General features: G+C 67.3%; 14 protein-coding genes. 2 read left to right on the top strand and 12 right to left on the bottom strand.

From position 1 onward, the window contains the following. Positions 1–7 precede the first annotated feature (7 nt). From ASE52_RS16060 to glnE, 12 genes are all read right to left on the bottom strand, one after another. Positions 8–1,300 carry an MFS transporter gene (locus tag ASE52_RS16060; RefSeq protein WP_057227527.1) on the bottom strand — a complete coding sequence of 431 codons (1,293 nt, stop codon included), beginning with the start codon at positions 1,298–1,300 and terminating at the stop codon, positions 8–10. Continuing rightward, complete coding sequence (locus ASE52_RS16065) at positions 1,297–1,794, bottom strand: chalcone isomerase family protein (RefSeq protein ID WP_057227529.1); 498 nt, start codon at positions 1,792–1,794, stop codon at positions 1,297–1,299. The genes ASE52_RS16060 and ASE52_RS16065 overlap by 4 nt, the downstream gene beginning before the upstream one ends. Before the next feature lie 89 nt (positions 1,795–1,883). Beyond that, on the bottom strand, positions 1,884–3,107 hold the full coding sequence (locus ASE52_RS16070) for a cyclopropane-fatty-acyl-phospholipid synthase family protein (protein ID WP_057228483.1): 1,224 nt from the start codon (positions 3,105–3,107) through the stop codon (positions 1,884–1,886). Positions 3,108–3,142: 35 nt separating this feature from the next. Beyond that, positions 3,143–3,934: a DUF1365 domain-containing protein gene (locus ASE52_RS16075; protein WP_057227530.1), complete on the bottom strand. Its 792-nt coding sequence runs from the start codon at positions 3,932–3,934 to the stop codon at positions 3,143–3,145. Further along, on the bottom strand, positions 3,931–5,250 hold the full coding sequence (locus tag ASE52_RS16080; RefSeq protein ID WP_057227532.1) for an FAD-dependent oxidoreductase: 1,320 nt from the start codon (positions 5,248–5,250) through the stop codon (positions 3,931–3,933). Before ASE52_RS16080 ends, ASE52_RS16075 begins: the two co-directional genes overlap by 4 nt. 244 nt (positions 5,251–5,494) lie before the next feature. Continuing rightward, positions 5,495–6,082 (bottom strand): glutathione peroxidase, encoded by a 588-nt coding sequence (locus ASE52_RS16085; protein WP_057227534.1) that lies wholly within the window; start codon positions 6,080–6,082, stop codon positions 5,495–5,497. Positions 6,083–6,382: 300 nt separating this feature from the next. Further along, positions 6,383–7,588 carry a hypothetical protein gene (locus ASE52_RS16090; protein WP_057227537.1) on the bottom strand — a complete coding sequence of 402 codons (1,206 nt, stop codon included), beginning with the start codon at positions 7,586–7,588 and terminating at the stop codon, positions 6,383–6,385. A 137-nt stretch (positions 7,589–7,725) separates the two neighbouring features. After that, positions 7,726–10,836 (bottom strand): efflux RND transporter permease subunit, encoded by a 3,111-nt coding sequence (locus ASE52_RS16095; RefSeq protein WP_057227539.1) that lies wholly within the window; start codon positions 10,834–10,836, stop codon positions 7,726–7,728. Between the two features lie 12 nt (positions 10,837–10,848). Continuing rightward, positions 10,849–12,063 (bottom strand): efflux RND transporter periplasmic adaptor subunit, encoded by a 1,215-nt coding sequence (locus ASE52_RS16100; RefSeq protein ID WP_140426252.1) that lies wholly within the window; start codon positions 12,061–12,063, stop codon positions 10,849–10,851. A 189-nt stretch (positions 12,064–12,252) separates the two neighbouring features. Further along, positions 12,253–13,644, bottom strand: coding sequence for an efflux transporter outer membrane subunit (locus ASE52_RS16105; RefSeq protein ID WP_057227542.1), 1,392 nt, complete (start codon positions 13,642–13,644; stop codon positions 12,253–12,255). Beyond that, a complete protein-coding gene (locus ASE52_RS16110; protein WP_010464587.1) occupies positions 13,641–14,366 on the bottom strand; it encodes a CerR family C-terminal domain-containing protein in 726 nt (241 codons plus the stop codon). The genes ASE52_RS16105 and ASE52_RS16110 overlap by 4 nt, the downstream gene beginning before the upstream one ends. A gap of 105 nt (positions 14,367–14,471) precedes the next feature. Then, a complete protein-coding gene (gene glnE / locus ASE52_RS16115; protein ID WP_057228485.1) occupies positions 14,472–17,219 on the bottom strand; it encodes a bifunctional [glutamate--ammonia ligase]-adenylyl-L-tyrosine phosphorylase/[glutamate--ammonia-ligase] adenylyltransferase in 2,748 nt (915 codons plus the stop codon). A gap of 98 nt (positions 17,220–17,317) precedes the next feature. On the opposite strand from glnE, the gene ASE52_RS16120 reads away from it, so the two are divergent. Together ASE52_RS16120 and ASE52_RS16125 are read left to right on the top strand one after the other, a co-directional pair. After that, positions 17,318–21,469 carry a YhdP family protein gene (locus ASE52_RS16120; RefSeq protein ID WP_057227546.1) on the top strand — a complete coding sequence of 1,384 codons (4,152 nt, stop codon included), beginning with the start codon at positions 17,318–17,320 and terminating at the stop codon, positions 21,467–21,469. Continuing rightward, positions 21,469–22,284, top strand: coding sequence for a carbon-nitrogen hydrolase family protein (locus tag ASE52_RS16125; protein WP_057227548.1), 816 nt, complete (start codon positions 21,469–21,471; stop codon positions 22,282–22,284). The genes ASE52_RS16120 and ASE52_RS16125 overlap by 1 nt, the downstream gene beginning before the upstream one ends. Positions 22,285–22,324 lie beyond the last annotated feature (40 nt).

Consider the following 22,324-nt stretch of genomic DNA (forward strand, 5'->3'; position numbering starts at 1 on the left):
GTCGAATTCAAACAATCTCCGCGCTGCGAGGGCGCCGCAGGAGGAGAAGATAGAGCGCTGCCGCCGCCATCAGCTTGAGCACGCAGGGCAACACCGCATAGGCCAGGCCCAGGGTCTGCAAGCCGTCTTCGCTGCGCGTGCCGGGGGTGTAGCCCAGCCAGCCCAGCAGGGGCAGCGCCAGGCCTGCGGCCAGCGCCAGGTTGAGCTTGGTGGCAAAGTTCCACCAGCCAAAGTACGCGCCTTCGTGCTGCCCGCTGTCGCCCTCTGCCGCAATCACGCCGGCCAGCAGGGCGCTGGGCAATGCCAGGTCGGTGCCCAGTGCCACGCCCGAAAGCGCGCAGACCACCATGAACGGCATCACATCACCCGCGCCCAGAAACGCAGTCCACACAAACACGGCGATCGCCAGCAGCATGCCTGCCAGCCAGGTGCGCACCAGGCCCCATCGCGCCACGGCCCGCAGCCACAGCGGGATCGAGAGCGCAGCGCAGACGAAATAGGCCGCCAGGAACATCGGCTCCTGTGCGGGCGGCGCCTGCAGGCGGTCCTGGATGAAGAACAGCACCAGCGTGGCCGGGATGGCACTGGCAATGCCGTTGAGCATGAACACCGCCAGCAGGCGACGGAAGGCGGGACGCCCCCAGGGTCGCCACAGGCTGGCGCGCTGCGGTGGGCGGTACACCCCCGCTACGGTGCCAGCATGGGCTGAAGGACGGGGTGACCGCGCCCAGGCGCACCAGCCCAGCAGCAAGGCAATGGCAAACACACCGAGCATGACCGGCAGCCCCAGCAGCGCGGGCAGCACCGAGGCCAGCACCACGCCCACCAGCGCAGTCCCTTCGCGCCACGCCACGATGCGACCACGCTGCAGTTCATCGCCGCCCAGGCGCGCGCCCCAGGATTGGTGCGCAATGCTCAGCTGGCTGTAGGCGGTGTAGGTGATGAGCAGCGCCACCAGCGCCCAGGCGATCAGCGCATCGGCCCCGCGCACCCACGGAAAGAACAGGCTGGTCAGCCCCAGCGCCAGCACCACCGCCGACACCGCGCCCACCGCCAGCACGGCGCGCACCGAGCGGCCAAACAGGTGGTCGGCCAAGCGACCCAACAGCGGGTCGATGAACGCATCGAACAACCGCGCCGCCAGCAGCACCGCGCCCAGCGTGGCCAGTGGCATGCCAAATTCGCGCGCATAGTGGTTGGGCAGCAGCACATAGAGCGGCAGCGCCACAAACGCCAACGGCAGGCCCAGCAGCCCATAGGCCCGGCCTGCGCTGGCGCGGAGGGGCTGCCCGTGGCTCATGGTTGCCCTGCAGCGCGGGTGGCGGCCAGCAGCTCTTGGCGCAGACCGGGTTCGGAGGTTTGGGGCGAGAGCCAGATGCCAAAGAAGAGGCGTGAGAACTCGGCGTCAGGCACCTCCCCCACCACACGCCCGGCCATCTTGAACACCGCACCCACGCCGGGCTGGTGAATGCCCAGCAGGCGGTCGCCCGATTTCACGTCGGGCAACGCGGCCTGCAGCGCCTGCTGCCAACGCGTGGCCTGTTGGGGCGTGAAGCTGCCGATGCGGCGCATCTCCTCCAGGGAGCGCCTGGCGATGGCCTCCGCCGTGAAGTCGCGGTGGTAGGTCAGCTCCAGCGCCAAAGGTAGTGCGCCGTAGTTGTCGGCATCAAAGCCGGGCGGCACCCACAGGCGGGCGCGGTAGATCTCGAAACCCAGGAACCGGAGCACCCCCTGGCCCGAGAGGCGCACGCCCGACAGGGGCATGACGGTGGCTGGCTCTGCCGCCCGGGCCATCGGCACGGCCTGTGCGAGAACAGAATTTGAATAAAAATAGGCCCCAGCGCTTATCCACAAAGCGGCAATAGCTATGTTTTTCATAGCAATCAGTCTTTCGCCAGCGTGTACTGCACCAGGTCGATGTTGCTCATCGCAAACGCCGCTTCGCAGTAGGCGAGGTAGAACTCCCAGATGTGCATGAAGCGCTCGTCAAACCCCAGCTGCAGGATCTGCGTGCGCTGCGCGAGGAAGCGCTCGCGCCAGCGTTTGAGGGTCTCGGCGTAGTCCTGGCCAAACGCAAACTCGTCCACCACACGCAGCCCTGCGGCCTCGGCCTCGCGGCGGAACTCGCGCGGGCAAGGCAGGCAACCGCCGGGGAAGATGTACTGCTGGATGAAGTCGGTGGAGCTGATGTAGCGGTCGAACAGGCTGTCGTCGATGACGATGCTCTGGATGCAGGCCTTGCCGCCGGGCTTGAGCAGGCGGTGCACCGACTGGAAATAGGTGGGCCAGTATTCGCGGCCCACGGCCTCGACCATTTCGATGGAGCAGATCGCGTCGTAGGGGCCGTCGTGGATGTCACGGTAGTCCTGCAAGCGCAGGTCGGCCTTGGCTTGCACCCCATGCGCCGCCATGCGCTTTTGCGCAAACGCCAGCTGCTCGGTGGACAGCGTGACGCCGGTGAGGGATGCGCCGAATTCAGTGGTCGCCATCTCGGCCAAGGCGCCCCAGCCGCAGCCAATCTCCAGCACCCGGTCACCGGCCTGCACACCCGCCATGCGCAGCGCACGGCGCACCTTGGCATGTTGCGCGGTGCGCATGTCGCCGCCCGCATCGCCCTCGAACCAGGCGGACGAGTAGTTCATCGTGTCGTCCAGCCACAGCTCGTAGAACGCGTTGCCCAGGTCGTAATGGGCGTGGATGTTCTTCTGGCTGTTGCTGCGCGTGTTGCGGTTGAGCAGGTGCTTGATGCGGTACAGCAGACGCCCGGCCCAGGTGCCGTAGATCACGCCTTCGACCTGCTGGCGGTTGGCGACAAAGAGCTTGAGCAGGTCGGTCAAGTGCGGCGTGGTCCAGTCGCCCGCGATATAGCTCTCGGCAAAACCGATGTCGCCCGACCGGAGCGCGGCGCTGCACACGTTCCAGTTCTTGAGCGTGATGGCGGCCGAGGGGCCGTTGCCCTGTCCGAAGTGCTGCAGCGTGCCATCGGGCAACTGCACCGTGAGGTGGCCGTGCTGCAGCCGCTGCAGCAGCTTGAGCGCGGTGCGTGCCGCAGCAGGGGTGCCAACAGGCAGCGTCGGGGCAGAGCGGGGGGCGGTGGTGGAGTTCATGGCGGCGGTCTCGCGGGGCTGGAACGGCATGGAGATCAACGGGTCACGATGGAGGCAGGCGCCTCGGGCTTGCGGTGGAAACGCACGCGCTTGAGCCACAGCCGCAGCGCATGCCAGTGGATGCGGGCGATGATGGCCAGCGTCATGGCGGGGTAGCCCCAGAGCGCCTGGCGCAAGGTCTGGGGTGTCCCGGCCTGCAGGGTGCCGCTCACGCTGGTCTGGATGAGCGGGCCGGTGTCGTCGTCGTGGTCGATACGCACCACGGTGCGGCCCGCGTCCTGTTCCCCGGCCTCGGTGCGCATGAAGCGAAAGCGGTAGCCGCCGCTCACCTCGCAGAACGGCGACACATGGAACACCTTGCGCGCCTGCTGCTCCACGCCGTACCGCGGGGCATCCAGCAGGTAACAGTGGCGCTCGCCAAAGGTGTTGTTCACCTCCACCACGATGGCGCGCAGGCTACCGTCGGCACGGTGGCAGTACCAGAAGCTCACGGGCTTGAAGGTGTAGCCCAGCACCCGCGGGTAACAGTGCAGCCAAACCTCGCCCGTGGCGTCGGTGACGCCTTCGGTGCGCAGCAGCTCATCGAGCCAGGCCAGCGCACCACCCTGCGCGGCAGTGCGGCCGTCGCCGTGGTCCACGTCATGGAAGCTGATGGCACCACGCCGGTTCACGGCCAGCGCGCTGCCCAGGCCGGGCAGGCTGCGCATGGGCAGCATCAGAAAAAACGTGGGGTAGGCAAACGCATGCCGCCGGGGCCGCAGCCGCGTGTGGCGCACCTGGCCGAAGCCAATGAGGGGCGCTGCGGGCGGGGCCGGGGCGTGGCTCACGCAGCCTCCGCCAAAGGCGCTGGCAGGGCCGCCAGCAGTTGCTCGGCCACGGCCAGGCCTGACTTGAGGCCATCCTCGTGGAAGCCGTAGCCCGTCCAGGCACCGCAGAACCAGGTGTGCTGCTGCCCTTGCAGCTTGCCCACCTGCTGCTGCGCGCGGATGGCGGCCATGTCGAACACCGGGTGAGCGTATTCGTAGCTGCCGATCACGTGCTCAGGCGCAATGTCACGCACCGGATTGAGCGACACCACCACAGGCTGCGCAAACGGCACGGGCTGCAACTGGTTGATGAGGTAGTGCAGGCACACGCGGGCCGACTCGCGGCTGCGTTGCGGCGCACGTTCGTAGTTCCACGCGGCCCAGGCGGCGCGGCGCGCGGGCAGCACCGAGATGTCGGTATGCAGCACGGCGCGGTTGGCCTGGTAGCGGATGGCGCCGAGCACGGCGCGCTCCTGCGTCGTCGGCTGGGCCAGCAGCGCAAGCGACTGGTCCGAATGCGTGGCCAGCACCACCTTGTCAAAGTGTTCTGTGTGGTCAGCAGTCACCACCCGCACTCCAGCCACGTCACGCTCGATGCGGTGCACGGGGGTGTTCAGGCGCTTGTCGGCAATGCCCGCCACGATCTTGTCCACGTAGTGGCGCGCACCACCGGACACCGTCCACCACTGCGGGCGGTTGCTCACCTGGATGAGCCCATGGTTGTGACAGAACCGGATCATGGTGGCCACGGGGAACTTGAGCATCTGGTCGGTGGGGCAGCTCCAGATGCAGCCCAGCATGGGCAAGAAATACCAGTCGCGGAACGCGTCGCCAAAGCGGTGCTCGCGCAAGAAGTCGCCCAGCGGCTGCATCAGCGCGGCCTCGGCCTGCTTTTGGGCGATGCGCGTGCACAGCTTGTTGAAGCGCAGCAGGTCGCGCAGCATGCCCAGGAAGCGCGGATTGACCAGGTTGGAACGCTGGGCAAACACCGTGCTGAGGTTGGTGCCGCTCCATTCCAGCGCGCGGCCACCGCCAGGGCCACCCAGGGCACTCGGCACCTGCACCGAGAACGACATGTCGGACTTGGCGGTTTCTACGCCCAGTTCGGCCAGCAGACGGATCAGGTGGGGGTAGGTGCGCTCGTTGAACACCAGGAAGCCGGTGTCCACGCCATGCGTGACGGGCGTGCCCGACGCGTCGGGCAACGTCACGTCCACCGTATGGGTGTGGCCGCCAAAGTAGTCGCTGGCTTCAAACAGCGTGATGTCCGCCTGGCCGCGCAGCTGGTGCGCGACCGCCAGCCCGGAGATGCCGGAACCGATGATGGCGATTTTCATGGCCGGCTCCCTCTCGCCGGTGCATGGAATAAAAAGGTTGCGAAGCTTCCCGAAACGAATAAGAGAGGGAGGGAGGAGAAGCGCTCCAGGAGGTCAGTCGGAACCCGGGGGCCCGAAAGGCTTCGCAACACTAAAACTGTACGTCGCGCAATCGTCTTGCGCAATAGATAGAGTGGGGTTGCGCTGGCGAAGTTCCAGAGCATGCCCTGGTTTTTTTTAAAGAAACGTAAAGAAAACATTGCAATTACCTCGTAGCGGCAACAGCAAGTTGCTGTTCGATGGCGCGCACGAGGCCCTTGTTGTCAGGGGCAGTGAGGCTGGAGTAGTTGTCCACCAGCTTGCCGTCGCGGCCCAGCAGGTATTTGTGGAAGTTCCAGCGCGGCGCCGTGCCGGACAGTTGTGCCAGCTGGCGAAACAGCGGCGAGACTTCTGCCCCTTTGACGCTGCTCTTTGCAAACATGGGAAATTTCACGCCAAAAGTGTTTTCGCAGAAATCTGCGATCTGCTGGTTGCTGCCGGTCTCCTGCGAAAAGTCGTTGGACGGAAAGCCCAGCACGACCAGCCCCTTGTCCTTGTAGCGGGCATACAGCTCTTCCAGCCCTTTGTACTGGCCGGTGAAGCCACAAAAACTCGCGGTATTGACCACCAGCACCACCCGGCCAGCGTACTGGCACAGCGACTGGGGTTTTTCATCCTGCAGCCTGGCAAACGTGTGCTGCAGCGTGGCCGGACAGCTTTCGGCATCCGCCGCGTGGGCCAAGGGCACATGGCCGACCGTTGCCAGGAGGAAAAGGCTGGCGACCGAAAGAAGGCGTCTGAAAGAGGTGTTCATAGGGCTTGGGGCGCAGTGGTATGGGCAATTTAACCATTCCATCATTTTTTGTCCACATGAGTTTTTATTTGGACTGATTGGTATACGAATGCCCGCACCCAATGGATTCAAAGCTCTGCGGCTTCAATGGTTATTGCCGGCGCAGGCGAAGGCAGGGCGGCACGGGCCGCACAGGTTGGGACCGTCGCGGCAGGGGATGGGGGAAAGAAAGACGGGCAGAAGCTGCTCGTGGATGGCGCCGGGCGTCAAGCCCGTCCACCCGTTGCAGGCGGAGTGCCGCGCCTGCGGCTCAGAGGCTGTTCAGCCCAGGTTGAGCAAACGGTCCAGCGAGAGCTTGACCCGCACGTCCTTGAAAGCCACCACACCCGTGACTTTCCAGGGGGGCATGCCGGTGTCGCGGGGAATGGGCTCCCCTGTCGGCATGCCGTCGCGGTTGGTCACCACCGCCACCTTGGGCGTGGTGGCCGTCGTACCCCGGCGGATGACGACACCCACCTCCTGGCTGGCCAACCGCACAAAGGCCCCTGGCGGATACACGCCCAGCGTCTTGACGAGCGCGGCACCGGCCTCGTCCACCTGGTGCTCTTCATCGTAGTAGCTCGCCTGCATGGCCGCCGTGACCGGCATGGGCCAGCGGGCCGCGCGGGGTGCCATCCGCGCACCAAATATGTCGGCGCGCTGCAAAAGGCGGGCCATTTGCTGGGGTTCCGTCTTCTTGGCCAGCGGGCCAGGGGTGCGGTGGTGGTGGCAGCGCACCGCCTCCAGCCACACAGGGTCGGCCACGCCGAGCGTGCGCAGCAACGCCTCGGAACGCTCTGCATGGCTCTCCACCGCGGCAATCTGCACAGCCGTGAGCGGATGGGTCTGCTGGGCCAGTTGGTCCTGCAGCTCGGTCATGGCAATGTTCATGGAGAGCGCCGCGTGGCCCAACTGCTGCACGCGGGCCTCGGGCCAGCGCAGCATTTCGCGCGCCACCACCATGCACACGCAGCACACCAGCATCGAATGCGTGGCGCTGTACATGCGGGTTTCCTGCACCGACAGGTAGATCAGGGCCAGCAGCGTGGCGTCGGGAGTTTGCTCGCAGTGGCGGGCCAGCTCGTCATGCAGCATCTGGAAGCGCCCGCCAAAATCATGGGGCGAGGGCGCGCGCAGCAATTGTGTGGCACGCAGCTGCAGCTCGGGCCAGTCAGGCAGGGTCTTGCCACCGCGTCCCCGCCCACCCGCGTCGTCGGCCGCCGTCATCTTCATCGCCGCAATTTCACCCAGATTGGTGTCTGCGATCAGCATGCGCTGCAACTGCGCCAGGTAGGCCCGGTGGCTGTCGCCGGACTCATCGGTATCCACGCACAGTTGCCGGCCCCGGCCCACCATCGTGGCCAGCTCTTCCCGGGTGCGGATGACATACCCCTTTTGCGCCAGCAACACGCCATCGGCACCCCGCAGCACAAAAGGCAGAGGATGGCCGAGCTGGATGGATTCGATGTTCAGGCTGACGAGGTTCATGGTGCTCGTTACATTATCTAACGGCCACACGCTTGGCTAAGCCGGGGCAACCCTGGGGATTGCCCGCTTTTTCAGACGAATAGGGGAACCCGGGCGCAGCGGATGCCGCTTTCTGCCACGCCGGCTCCCCGTCCACGTCATCCCGCTGGCGGCGGTGTCGCAGGCAACTCGGCTGCCGGAGCATGGTGCGCCCCACGCAGCCGCCGCAGGGTGCGGCCGAACCACTGCCCCAGGTCGTCCACCCCGGTGAACACAGCCGGGATGACCAGCAGGCTCAGCAGCGTCGAGGTGATCAGGCCACCGATCACAGCCACCGCCATCGGCGAACGGAAGCTTGCGTCCGCAGCGCCGATGCCCAGCGCAATGGGCATCATGCCCGCGCCCATGGCCAGCGTGGTCATGATGATGGGCCGCGCCCGCTTGTGGCACGCGTCGATCAGCGCCTCGAAGCGCGTCATGCCGTGCTCGCGCCGCGCCAGGATGGCGTACTCGACCAGCAGGATGGAGTTCTTGGTGGCGATGCCCATGAGCATGATCAGCCCGATGAGCGAGGGCATCGAGAAGCTCTTTTGCGCGATCAAGAGGCCCACGAACGCGCCGCCCAGCGACAACGGCAGCGCCGCCAAAATTGTCACCGGGTGCAGGAAGTCCTTGAACAGCAGCACCAGCACGATGTAGATGCACAGCACGCCGGTGAGCATGGCCAGGCCAAAGCTGGCGAACAGCTCGCCCATCATCTCGGCGTCGCCGATGGTGATCTGGCGCACGCCGGGCGGCAGGTTCTTGATGGAGGGCAGCGCCTCCACGGCCTTGGTCACGTCGCCCAGTGGCTGGCCCGACAGCTCGATCTCGAAGTTCACGTTGCGCGCGCGGTCGTAGCGGTCGACCACGGCCGGGCCGCCGCTGAACTCCAGCGTGGCCACCTGGCCGAGCATCACCGGGCCCTTGCTGCCGGGCACGGCCAGGCGCTCGAGCAGCGACAGGTCCTGGCGCGCGTCGTCCCGCAGTTTGACCACGATGGGCACCTGGCGCGATGCCAGGTTGAGCTTGGGCAGCGACACGTCGTAGTCGCCCACGGTGGCGATGCGCAGGGTCTCGGCGATGGCGCTGCTGGTCACGCCCAGGTCGGCGGCGCGCGCGAAGTCCGGGCGCACCGCGATCTCGGAACGCACCAGGCTGGCCGTGGACGAGATGCTGCCCAGGCCCGGAATGGTGCGCAGGTCCTTCTCGACCGCGAGGGCCGCCGTGGTCAGCGCCTGCGGGTCGTCGCCCGAGAGCACCAGCACGTACTTCTCGCCCGAGCCGCCCAGGCCCACCTTGCTGCGCACGCCGGGCAGAGTCTCCAGCGCGGCGCGGATGTGGTTCTCGATGCCCTGCTTGCGCGGCCGGTCGCCGCGCTCGGCCAGCAGGATGGTGAGCGTGGCCTTGCGCGTCTCGGCCCCGGCGCCGCCCATGAAGGGGTCGGCCCCCGCCGAGCCGCCGCCGATGGTGGTGTAGACGCTTTTGACATGTTCGACCTTGGCGATGCGCTCGCGCGCGTCTTCGGACACGGCGCGGGTCTGCGCCAGCGTGGCGCCGGGCGGCAGCTCCAGGTACACCTGGGTCTGCGAGTTGTCGTCCGGCGGGATGAAGCCCGTGGGCAGCAGCGGGATCAGCGCCAGCGAGCCAATGAAGAACGCGCCGGTGGCGATGAAGGTGATCCAGCGGTGTTTGACGCACCAGGCCGCCCAGCGCAGGTACACCGTCATCCAGCGCGGGTCTTTGTGATCGTCCACGATGGGCTTCAAGATGTAAGCCGCCATCATGGGCGTGAGCACCCGCGCCACCACCAGGCTGGCAAACACCGCCAGTGATGCCGTCCAGCCGAACTGCTTGAAAAACTTGCCCGCAATGCCGCTCATGAACGCGGTGGGCAGGAACACCGCGATCAGCGTGAAAGTGGTGGCCACCACGGCCAGGCCAATTTCGTCGGCCGCTTCCATGGCCGCCTGGTAAGGCGTCTTCCCCATGCGCAGGTGGCGCACGATGTTCTCGACCTCCACGATGGCATCGTCCACCAGGATGCCCACCACCAGCGACATCGCCAGCAGCGTGATCACGTTGATCGAAAAGCCCAGCAGATGCATGCCGATGAACGCCGGAATCACCGACAGGGGCAGCGCCACCGCCGACACGAACGTGGCACGCCAGTCGCGCAAAAAGAGCCATACCACCAGCACGGCCAGCAGCGCGCCTTCATACAGCAGGTGCATGGAGCCGTCGTATTCCTCCTGCACCGGCTGCACGAAATTGAAGGCCTCGGTGATTTCCAGGTCCGGATGCTGCGCACGCATCTCCTTGAGCGCCGCCTGCACGGCACCGCCCACCTCGATCTCGCTCGCACCCTTGCTGCGCGCCACCTCGAAGCCCACCACGGGCTTGCCGTTGAGCAGGGCCAGCGCGCGCGGCTCGGCAATCGTGTCCGACACCGTGGCCACTTGATCGAGCCGCACATGGCGGCCGTCCGACAGCGACAGCGTGAGGTTGGCCAGCTCCTGCGCCGACTGCACCGTGGCCAGCGTGCGCACGGGCTGTTCGCTCCCGCCCAGGTCGGTACGACCGCCCGCGCTCTCGGTCTGCACCAGGCGCAGCTGGCGCGACACATCGGCCGCCGAGGCGTTGAGGGCCTGCAGTTTGACCGGGTCCAGCGACACATGCACCTGCCGGTCCACGCCGCCCACGCGGTTGACCGCGCCCACACCCCGCACCGTGAGTAACTTCTTGGCCACGGCGTCGTCCACAAACCAGGACAACGCCTCGTTGTCCATGCGGGTCGAGGCGATCGTGAAGGCCAGCACAGGCTGCGCAGCCAGGTCCATCTTGGTCACGATGGGGTCGCGCACGTCGCCCGGCAGGTCGCCGCGCACGCGTGCCACGGCGGAGCGCACGTCATCGAGCGCCTCCTGCGTGGGTTTTTCGAGCCGGAACTCGGCCGTGATGGTGGCGCCGCCGTCCTGCACCTTGGTGTAGATGTGCTTCAAGTCCTGCAGCGTGGCGATGCTGTTTTCGATCTTGCGCGCCACATCGTTTTCAAGCTGCGCGGGCGAGGCGCCCGGCAGCGCCACGGTCACCGAGATCGTGGGCAGGTCGATGTCCGGGAAGTTCTGCACCTTCATGGCGTTGAAGGACAGCAGGCCGCCGAAGGTCAGCAGCACAAACAGCATCAAGGCAGGTATCGGGTTCTTGATGGACCAGGTGGATACATTCATGTGGAATGCTCCTTAATTGATAGCTGCAAAAGATTTATCAACAAGCGCTAGAGCCATTTTTTGCTTGAAAACTGGCGCCTCGGACGTGCTGCTGGGCGCTGGAACTGGCACCGGCGTGTTCGCCACCCGCACCAGATCGCCGTCGTTCAAGAAGCCCGCGCCACGCACCGCTACCGAAGCGTTGGCGTCCAGGCCCGACAACACCTCGACCCGGTCGGCCACGCGCCGGCCGGTCTGCACCTTGCGCTGCTGCACGCGCTGCTCGGCGCCCACCACAAACACGTACGAGAAACCATCGCGCACCACCAGCGCCTCTTGCGGCACGGTAAGCGCCTCGCTGGCACCCAACGCAAAGTCACCCCGCGCGAACATGCCCGCACGGAAATCACCGTTGAGTGGCAGATCGACATACACCAGCACATTGCGCGTCTGCGGGTCCACCGTGGGTGCCACCATGCGCACCGTGCCTTCGGCCGTGGCGCCGCTGGCCGCCGTCACGCTGACCTTGGCGCCCGGCGCAATGCGGCGCAGCTCGGTGGACGTGACTTCGGCGCGCCATTCGAGGCGCCCTTTGCGCACCATGCGGAAGAGCTCGGTGCCTGCACCCACCACCGCGCCCACGGTGGCCGTGCGGGCCGAGATCACGCCGCTGTCGGGCGCCAGCACCTGCGTGTACTTCAGGCGCAACTGCTGTGCGTTCAGCGTGGCCTTGGCGGCCTCCACCCGGGCCTGTGCGGTCTTCTCGGCCGTGGTGTACTGCTGGATCTGCTGCTGGCTCAAGGCGCCCGTGGCCTGCAGCGAGCGGGCCCGGTCGGCATTGGCGGCGGCTTCGGCCGCATTGGCCTGGGCTTCGAGCAGGCTGGCGCGCATCTGCGCCACATCGGCCTGCACCGTTTCGGCCGAGAAGGTGGCGAGCACCTGGCCCGCCTTGACCACGTCACCCACATTCACCCGCACATCGGTCAGGCGCAGTCCATTGCTTTCGGCGCCGATGCTGGCTTCCTGCCAGGCAGCGACGTTGCCGTTGGCCGCCAGGCGCAGGGGCACGGAGGTGCGCTGCGGCTGGGCCGTGCTTACCGTGAGTGCGGGGCGCGATTGGTTCGCCTTGGGTTCATCGGCCGCGCGCGACGCGCCCGAGAAAACCAGGGCACCTCCCGCGGCCAGCACACAGGCGGCGATCACGGCGAAGGCCGTGGGAGAGAACTTGAAGGAAGAGAAATTTTGCATTTGCTTTCGTCCTGAAGAATTCATATCAGCTTTCCACAGCGCTACGCGCCACCCGCACGGGATGAAACTGGCGCGGCCCAGGCCCGTGCCCCCGTGCAAGGGCCGCCCCGCCGCACCGGGGGCGTCCCCCTCCCGACTCGCGCAGCGGGTCGAGAGAGGGGGAAGGCGCGAAGCGACTCAGGCGGTGTTTCACTCTTTCCAGCCACCGCCTGCAGCGCGGTACAGCGAAACCCAGGCGGCCTGGCGTTCGTGCTGCAGCGCGATCAGCGCGTTCTCGGCCGCCAAGGACGTGCGCCGGGCGTCTTCCAGCTCCACCAGGCTCGCCAGCCCGCCGCGCCAGCGCGCCTCTGTGGCATCGAACGAGGTGCGGTAGCCTGCCGCCGCCACCCGCGCACTGGTATTGCGCTCGGCCGTGCTCTGCAGCCGCACCAGCGCCTGCTCGACCTCGCTCACGGCCTGACGCACCTTGGCGCGGTAGAGCGCAGCGGCCTCGTCGTAGCGCGCCTGGGCCGCATCCACCTGCGCGCCGCGCCGGCCGCCGTCGAACAGCGGCACACTCAACGCCAGCGGACCGATGGTCCAGGTGTTCAGGTCGGTCGTCACACCACCGCTGCGCACCCAGGCCGTGCCCACCGAGCCGCTGAGCGACAGGCGTGGGTAACGCTGGGCCTGTGCACTGCCCACTTCGGCGCTGGCAGCGGCGACTTCGCGCTCGGCGTTATACACATCGGGGCGCTGGGCCAGCACTTGGGCGGGCAAGGCGGCAATGGTGAACAGGGCGTCGGGCGCGGCGGATGTCGGTGTGGACAGGCGCCCGCGCAACGCAGGCTCTTCCCACCCGGTCAGCGCTACCATGGTCTTGACTTCGACATCGCATTGCATGCGCTGCTGCGATGCGCGCGCCTGCGCTTCGGCGGCGCTGGCGCGCGCCAGGGCGGCGGTGGCGGGCGCCGTGAAACCGGCACGTTCGCTGAGGTCGGACAGCCGCGAGGTTTCTCCGCGCGACTGCGCATCGCGCTCGGCCACACGCAGCTGCTCCAGGCAGGTGCGCAGGCTGCTCGTCTGCTGCGCCACCTCGGCGGCCACACTCACGCGGGCCTCATGCCACAGCGCCTGGGCGCCCGCCAGGCGCTGGTCGGCCGCCGTCTTGGTGGCCCGGTTGGCGCCGAAGAGGTCGATCTCCCAGCTCGCTTGCAGCCCGGCCTGCGCGGTGGTGGCGATGCCCGCGAGCTGCTCGTTGAAACCCCGGCTGGCGCTGGCCTGTGCATCGAGCGACGGCAGCAGCGCGGCACGGCTGGCCACTTGCGTGGCACGCGCCTGCGCAATGCGGGACTGGGCCTGCGCCACGCCGGGGCTGATGGCTTGCGCGGCATCGATGAGCTCGACGAGCAGCGGATCGCCCAGCTGCGTCCACCACCGGGTCAGATCCCCCAGCGAACCCTGGTGCGGCAAGGGCGCCTGCCACGCCACAGGCGGCGTTGTGGGCACCTGGGCGGGGGGCGCCGTGACGGCACAGGCGCCCAGGGCCAGGGGCAGGGGCAGGCAGGCGGCCCAGAAGAATCGGGTCTTGCTCAAAGTCATGCGTTGGATTCCTTGTGCGAATTCCGTGAAGTGCGGCGCGAGGGCTGTTGTGCAGCCTGCCGCCGGGCGATCTCACCCTGCACCATGCTCAGGGCGTAACCCGTCAGTCGGTCCACCCACGCATCCACAGCCCCAGACCCCGCCAGCTGCGGTGCAATAACTTGCAGCGGGTCGCGCTGGGTCCACATCTGCATAACCAGCCCGGCCAGTGAGAAGGCGAGGCGGTGCATGTCGTCGTCCGCTGCGGCCACGCCCATGTGGCGGCACAGCACCTGGACCAGCGCCAGATGGGGGGCCCGGCACTCGCGCTCAATGAGCTCGGGCCACACATGGGTCGGGTCCAGCAGCTCGCGCACATGCAGGCGCAGCGACTGGGTCACGAGGTCATCGTGCTTGAGCGGCTCCAGAAACCCACCGAAGTAGGAGGCCAGCGCCTGCTGCAGGGTCAGCGCAGGGTCAGCAAACACCGGGATGAGATCGCTGCCGCTGCCAAAAGGCTCGTAGAACGTGGCCGTGTAGAGGCGTGCCTTGTCGCCAAAGTGGTAGGCGATCGCCGCCACGTTGGTGCCTGCAGCTTCCGCAATGGCACGCACCGAGGTCTGCGCAAAGCCCCGCTCGGAAAACAGCTGCAGTGCGGCGTGCAGCAAACGCACACGCGTATCCTCGCCATCACTGCGGGCGGTGCGCTGGGCTGCGGGAATGAAATGGGCGCCAAAACTCATGGCACCGGATTAAACACCAGAATTCAAACAGTTGTTTGAATTAGCAAAGCAATGCCGAAAAATCAGCCCGCAAAAATGCAACGAAACGTCACGCCCGGATGCAGATCAAACGAACACCGACCTCCACAAGGCCAGCACCGCATCGCGCTCGGCCTGCAGAGCCGGGGGCGTGACCTGGGTGGGCGCCTCGTCCAGGCGCGCCACGTGCTGCACGCGCCGCAGCTCGCGGTAGGCATCGGCGGCGGCCACGCCCACACCCTGTGGCAACAGCCCCACCTGCTCGGCGCGCTGCAGCAGCGCGATGTTGCCCACATTGCCCACCAGCTCCGGGTGGTTCGCTGACTCCGAGAGCACCAGGTATTGCACGGCAAACTCCGCATCCACCATGCCGCCCGGGCTGTGTTTCACATCGAACTGCCCGGCGCGCGTAGGGTGCGCTGCGCGCACACGCTCACGCATGGCCACGATCTCCTCGCGCAGGGCGGCCGGATCGCGCTCGGAGGTGATCACGGCCTCGCGCACGGCATCAAAGCGCGCCTGCAAGGCTTCGCTGCCCATCACGAAACGCGCGCGTGTCATGGCCTGGTGTTCCCAAGTCCAGGCCGTGTTGCTTCCCCGGCGCTGCTGGTAGTTGGCGTAGGCCTCAAAGCTCGTGACCAGCAGGCCCGAACTGCCATTGGGCCGCAGCGCAGTGTCGATTTCGTACAGGTCGCCCTCGCCCGTCTTCACGGTGAGCCAGTTGATGAGCTTGCGCACAAAAGCGGCGTAGACCTCGGGGGCGCGCTCATCGTCGTCGTCGAACACGAAGACGATGTCCAGGTCGCTGCCGTAGCCCAGCTCCTTGCCGCCCAGCTTGCCGTAGCCAATGATGGCGAACTGTGGGCTCTCGCGGTGGCGCGTCTTGAGCCGGCTCCAGCACCACTGGGCCGTGATGCGCAGCACGCTGTCGGCCAGGGCGGACAGGTCATCCGCCACCTGCTCAACGGTGATGCGCCGCTCCACGTCGCGCGCGAGGGTGCGGAAGGTTTCCGCGTGCTGGGCGCGGCGCAGCAGGTTGAGCAAGGTTTCATCATCGTCCTCGCCCGTGGACTGCAGCGACGCGAGCCGCACGGCCAATTCGCGCTCAAAGTCCGCCACCACAAAGCGCTCGGCGAGCAGCGAATCTCCCACCAGTTCATCGATGACACCGGGGTGCTGCAGCAGGTAGCGGGCGGGCCATTTGGCCGCACCCAGCAGGTGCAGCAATTGCTCGTGCACAGAGGGGCGCTCCAGCAGCAGTGCCAGATAGCTCTCGCGGCGCAGCAGCGGCTCCAGCCAGTTGGCCAGGCGCAGGGTGGCCTCTTCGGTGACACGGCCTTCCTTGAGCCACTGCGCGGTGCGTTGCACCAACCGGAACAGGCGGGCGCGGGCTTCGTCGCGCAGCCCCGCCACGCGCGGGTGGTTGCGCCATTCGGCCACGCGTTCGCGGAATCCGGGCGGCAACAGCTCCAGCAGGGTGTCGAATTCCGGGGGCGCGGCAGCCACAGCGCGCGGGCCGCCACAGCCTCCGCCATTGCACTGCTTTTTGCCAGCTCCGCCCAGCAGCGTGTCGAATTCCTGGGCTACCAATTCGCGGTGCGCGTCCAGCTCGTGCAGAAAGGCGCAGCAGTCGGGATAGCCCAGGGTGTAGGCGATCCAGGCGAGGTCGTCGTCGCGCGTGGGCAGCACGTGGGTCTGCTGGTCGTCCAGGTACTGGATGCGGTGCTCCACCCGGCGCAAAAAGACATAGGCGCGCGCAAGGGCATCTGCCGTTTCCTGCGGCATGAGGCCTGCCTGGGCCAGGCGCTTGAGCGCGTCCAGCGTGGGCCGGCGACGCAGCTCGGGGAACTGACCGCCCCGCACCACCTGCAGCAGCTGCACCGTGAATTCGATCTCGCGAATGCCGCCGCGCGATAGCTTGACGTCGTTGGCGCGCTCAGGGTGGCCCGCGCTGCGCTTGGCGGCATGGTCCCGGATCTGGCGGTGCAGGGAACGCAGCGCATCAAACACGCTGTAGTCCAGGTAGCGGCGGAACACAAAGGGCAGCACGACGCCCCGCAGTGCCTGCACCTCGGGGCTGGCAATGCAATCACGCGGTGCCACCACCCGGCTCTTGAGCCAGGCAAAACGTTCCCACTCGCGGCCATGCAGCTGCAGGTATTCCTCCAGCGCCGACAACGAGACGGAAGGCGGGCCAGAGTTGCCATTGGGGCGCAGCGCCAGGTCCACACGGAACACAAATCCGTGCTCGGTGGTGTCCCCCACCAGGCTGTAAATGGATTTGACCGCCCGCGCGAAGTATTCGTGGTTGGAAATGCGACCGCGGCCATCGGCTGTGCCGACAGTCTCGCCATCGTGTTCATACACGTAAATCAAATCGATGTCGCTGGAGACATTGAGCTCACGCGCGCCCAGCTTGCCCATGCCAATGATCCACAGCTGCACGGGCTGGCCATCGGGCCCGCGCGGCGCGCCGTGGCGTTCGTCCAGCTCCTGCCGCGCCTGGCGGCTGGCGCGGTCCAGCGCCAGCTCGGCCAGTTCGGTGACGGCGCGGGTGATGTCGGCGAGCGGCGCCTGCGCGTCGCAGTCCATCTGGATGAGCCGTTCCATGACAAGCTGGCGCAGCACACGCAAGGCCGTACCCGTGTCGCAACCGCGCGTGCGCAGCGCGTCATAGGCCTGTTCCATGGTGGCCATCACGGGAGCCCCGGGGGGCAACAGGGCCAGATCGCCGGCATAGCGGCGGTGCAGGCGCTGGTAGAAACGCGAATGCTCCGCCAGCGGGCCCTCGGGCCGGGGCTGGTGACAACGGGGATCAACGGGGGACGAAGACATGGCAGACATGGCAAGGGGCCACATACATAAGGACACTGGTTTGTAGTGAACCCGCGCTAAGCCTGCGGGTCATAATTCCTGCCACATTCAATCCCAACATGATCGATCCCACCACGCACCCCACCCGCCTGCTGAAAATTGTGGCAGGTCTCGCGCGGTGGTCGCTGGGTTTGCTGCTGGCATTCTGGCTGCTGCTGTCCATCGCGTGGGGGGCCCTTCATGGCTGGATTGTGCCGCGAATCGGTGATTTCCGCCCACAGCTTGAGGCGCATGCCGCACGGGCCCTGGGGGTTCCGGTCCAGATTGGCGCCATCGCGGCACACACCGAAGGCCTGATCCCTTCCATCGAACTCTCCGATGTCACCCTGCTGGACGCTGCTGGCCGCTCTGCGCTGCGCCTTCCTCGGGTGGTGGTGGCGTTGTCGCCGCGCTCCCTGCTCAAGGGCGGTTTCGAACAGCTCTACATCGAAGAGCCTGAGCTGGATGTACGCCGCACTGCAGACGGCCGCATCCAGGTGGCGGGACTGGATTTTTCCCAACAGCAGGGCGAAGACAACGCCGCAGCCGACTGGCTGTTTTCCCAGGGTGAGGTCTTCATCCGGGGCGGCACGGTGCGCTGGACCGACGAGCAGCGGGGCGCCCCGGAGCTTGCGCTGGAGAAGGTGGACCTTCTGCTGCGCAACGGCAACTGGCACCACCACATGCGCCTGGATGCCACGCCGCCTGCGGCTTGGGGAGACCGCTTCACGGTGGTCGGGCTGTTCCGCGCGCCCCTGCTGCGCGCACGCGATGGCAACTGGAAGCACTGGAACGGGCAGGTCTTCGCCGACTTTTCCCGGGTGGACGTCTCCCGGCTTCGCCACCACGCCGATGTGGGCATGGAGATCGCCCAGGGCCGGGGCGCATTGCGCGCCTGGGCCGATGTGCAGCGCGGACAGATCGTGGGCGGCACGGCCGACCTGGCGCTCGCCGATGTCAATGCCACGCTGGGCGCGGATCTGCAGGCGCTGGTGCTGCCGTCCATCCAAGGGCGGCTGGGTGGGCGCCGGCTGAACGGGGGGTTTGAATTCTCGACCCAGGCGCTGCAATTTAAGACCGACGACGGGATCACCTGGCCCGGCGGCAACGTACGGCTTGTGCACACGGCGGCGGCCGGCAAGGCACCCGCCCAAGGCGAATTCCGCGCCGACCGCCTGGACCTGGCCGCCCTGGCCCAGGTCGCCAGCCGCCTGCCCCTGGGTGCGACGGCACACGAAGCCGTGCGCACCTATTCCCCCCATGGGCTCGTGGACGAGATCCAGGCGACCTGGAAAGGGCCGCTCGAAAACCTGCAGCAATACCAGGTGCGCGGACGCATCCGGGGCTTGGCCCTGGCGGGGGACGCGCCGGGCAGCGCCTCCACCCAGCTGGGCCTGCGCGGTGCCACGGTGGACATCGACATGACGCAGGCGGGTGGCAAGGCGGCACTGACCATTGCCTCCGGCGCCCTGGTGCTGCCCGGCGTGTTCGAAGATCCTGTGCTGCCGCTGGACCGCCTCAGCGCCGACGTGCGCTGGCAACTCGATGGCGATCGCATCGCCGTACAGGCCAACGACGTGCAGTTCGCCAATGCCGATGCCCAGGGCGAAGCCCGGGCCACCTGGCATACCAGCGATGCGGGCAAGGTGGCGCACCGCTCGCGCTTTCCGGGGGTGCTGGACCTCACGGGCACGCTGAACCGGGCGGACGGGACGCGCGTGCACCGCTACCTGCCCCTGTCCATCCCTGCCGAGTCGCGCCATTACGTGCGCGACGCCGTGGTGGCGGGCAGCGCGAGCAACGTCCAGTTCCGGGTCAAGGGGGATCTGCACCACCTGCCGTTCAACGACCCGAAGCTGGGTGAATTCCGCATTGCAGCCCGCGTGAAGGATGTCACCTACGCCTATGTGCCCACGCAGTTGCAGCCGGCCAACACATTGCCGTGGCCAGCGCTGACCGAGCTTGCGGGCGAGCTGATCTTCGAGCGCTCCTCCATGCAGGTCCGGGGTGCCAGCGGCGGCTTTGCGGGACGCCCAGGCCTGCGCCTGTCAAAGGTAGATGCCAAGATTCCGGACCTCGCCCACACCGTGGTGGGTGTCAGTGCCGATGCCCGGGGGCCGCTGACCGAACTGCTCACGCTCATGAACACATCGCCACTGGGCCGGATGACAGGCAACGCGCTGGAGCAGGCCACCGGCAACGGCAACGCGGATTTTCAGCTGCGCCTGGCCCTGCCCATCAGCGATATCAACAAGTCCAAGGTCCAGGGCAGTGTCACGCTGGCAGGCAACGAACTGCGCATCACGCCCGACACCCCTACGCTGAGCCGGGTGCGGGGTGTGGTGCAGTTCACCGAAGCCGGTTTTTCACTCAACGCCATGCAGGCCCAGGCGCTGGGAGGGCCGGTGCGGCTGGAGGGCGGGATGCGCGCGCTGCCAGCCAATGCTCCGGCCACCGAATCGGCCGTGCAGCTTCGTGCACAGGGCACCGCCACGGCCGAGGGGCTGCAGCAGGCAACGCAGCTGGGCATGCTCTCGCAGCTGGCGCGCCGCGCCACGGGCAGCACCGCGTATTCCATGGCGCTCGCTTTTCGCCGTGGGGTGCCAGAAATACAAGTCACCACCAGCCTGCAGGGGCTGGCGCTGGCGCTGCCGGCCCCGCTGGGCAAGACGGCCGAGAGCAGCCTGCCCCTGCGTTTTGAAACCCAGGTGGCCCGCGAATCGCTGGTCGGCCTCACACACACAGGAAACGGCGGGGAAGCACCGCCACTGCGCGATCAGATCACGCTGGACCTGGGAGCGCTGGGCTCAGCCACCTACCTGCGGGACCTGAGCGGGCCCCAGGCCCGCGTGCTGCGCGGCGCCATCGGCATCGGTCTCTCGGGTGGTGAATCGGCCCCGGTGCCCGCACAGGGGGTGGCAGCCAACATCAGCCAAGGCAAGCTGGATGTGGATGCCTGGGAAGACGTGCTAACGCAAGCGACGGGCAGCGAGCCCGCTGCACGTCCCGCCACGGCGCCGGCATCGCCGGGAACCCACAGCGTGGCACAGGATTACCTGCCGACCACGCTGGCCTTGCGCGCCCGTGAACTCACCCTGCAGGGCCGCACCCTGCACAACATCGTGGCCGGCGCGCTGCGTGAAGGCGCCACCTGGCGCGCCAACCTCGACGCCACGGAACTCAATGGCTACCTGGAATACCGCCAACCAGGTGGCGCCGACCACCCCAATGGGCGCCTGTTTGCAAGGCTCTCGCGCGTGAACATGCCCCAGAGCGATGTGAATCAGGTCGAGGCGCTGCTGGACGAACAGCCCGGCGCCCTGCCCGCGCTGGACATCGTCGTGGACGACTTTGAATTGCGCGGCAAGCGCCTCGGGCGTGTGGAGATGGAGGCCCAGAACCGGGGTGGCGAAGGCGCACAGCGCGAATGGCGCCTCTCCAAGTTCAACATCACGGCGCCCGAAGCGAACTTCACGGCCAACGGCAACTGGGCAGTGCTGAACACCGCGGGGGTGGGTCCCCGCACACCCGACCGGCGTACCGTGCTCAACTTCAAGCTGGACATCCGCGACTCGGGCGATCTGCTGGGCCGCATGGGCATGGCCAATGTGGTCCGGCGTGGCAAGGGCCGCATGGAGGGGCAGGTGGCCTGGATCGGTGCTCCGTTCAGCCCCGACTACCGGACCATGACCGGTCAGATCAACCTGAACATCGAGTCGGGCCAGTTTCTCAAGGCCGACCCAGGCCTGGCCAAGCTGCTGGGCGTGCTGAGCCTGCAATCGCTGCCGCGCCGCCTGACGCTCGACTTCCGCGACGTGTTCAGCGAGGGGTTCGCGTTCGACTTTGTGCGCGGCGACGTGCGCATCGAGCAGGGCGTGGCCACCACGAACAACCTGCAGATGAAGGGCGTCAATGCCGCTGTGCTGATGGAGGGCAGCGCCAACATCGACCACGAAACCCAGGACCTGCGCGTGGTGGTGGTGCCCGAGATCAACGCGATGACCGCGTCCCTGGTGGCCACGGCCATCAACCCGGTCATTGGACTGGGCAGCTTCCTGGCCCAGGTGTTCCTGCGCGGCCCGCTGATCGAGGCGGCCACGCAGGAATTCCGCGTCGATGGCACCTGGGCAGACCCGCGTGTGGTGCGCGTGGCGCGCCGCAACCGCGAGGCAATCCCCGCCACCGGCACCCCAGCACGCCCCAGCACTCCCCGAACCGGAGAACCTTCATGATGAAAGTTGCCGCGATCCAGATGGTGTCGTGCACCCGGCTTGACGACAACCTGCGCGCCGCACGCGCCCTGCTGGAGCAGGCGGCCAGCGAAGGGGCCGAGCTGGCGGTTCTGCCCGAATACTTCTGCGTGATGGGCCACAAGGACACCGACAAGCTCGCCCTGCGCGAAGCCCCGGGCGAAGGCCGCATTCAGCACTTTCTGGCCAGTGCAGCGCGCGAGCTGCAGATATGGATCGTGGGTGGCACCTTGCCCCTGTTGGCCACCACACCCGAGCGCGTGCGCAACACCACCCTGGTGTTCAACCCCAGCGGTGACTGTGTGGCACGCTACGACAAGATCCACCTCTTCTACTTCGACAACGGGCGCGAGCAGTTCCACGAAGGCCGGGTCATCGAAGCGGGCAACACGCCCGTGCAGTTCGAGCTGCCGTCGCGCGACGGCCACCGCTGGCGCGTGGGCCTCTCGGTGTGCTACGACCTGCGCTTTCCCGAGCTGTACCGCGCCCACGCCAGTGCCGGTGCAGACCTGCTGCTCGTACCCAGCGCGTTCACCCACACCACCGGCCAGGCGCACTGGGAGGTGCTGTTGCGCGCCCGTGCCGTGGAGAACCTGGCCTACGTGCTGGCGCCAGCCCAGGGCGGCGTGCACGAGAACGGTCGGCACACCTGGGGCCACAGCATGCTGGTGGACCCCTGGGGCACCGTGCTCGCGCAGCAGGACCAGCTCGCGGGCGTGGTGTCGGGTGTGGTGGACCCGCAGCGCCTGCGCGACCTGCGCCTGCAATTGCCTGCCTTGTCGCACCGCGTCCTGTGAAATGAAGCACAACCCCCTGAGCGGCTGCGCCGCTTCCCCC

The organism is Acidovorax sp. Root275 (assembly GCF_001428965.1).
GTDB classification, from domain to species: Bacteria; Pseudomonadota; Gammaproteobacteria; order Burkholderiales; family Burkholderiaceae_C; genus Acidovorax; species Acidovorax radicis.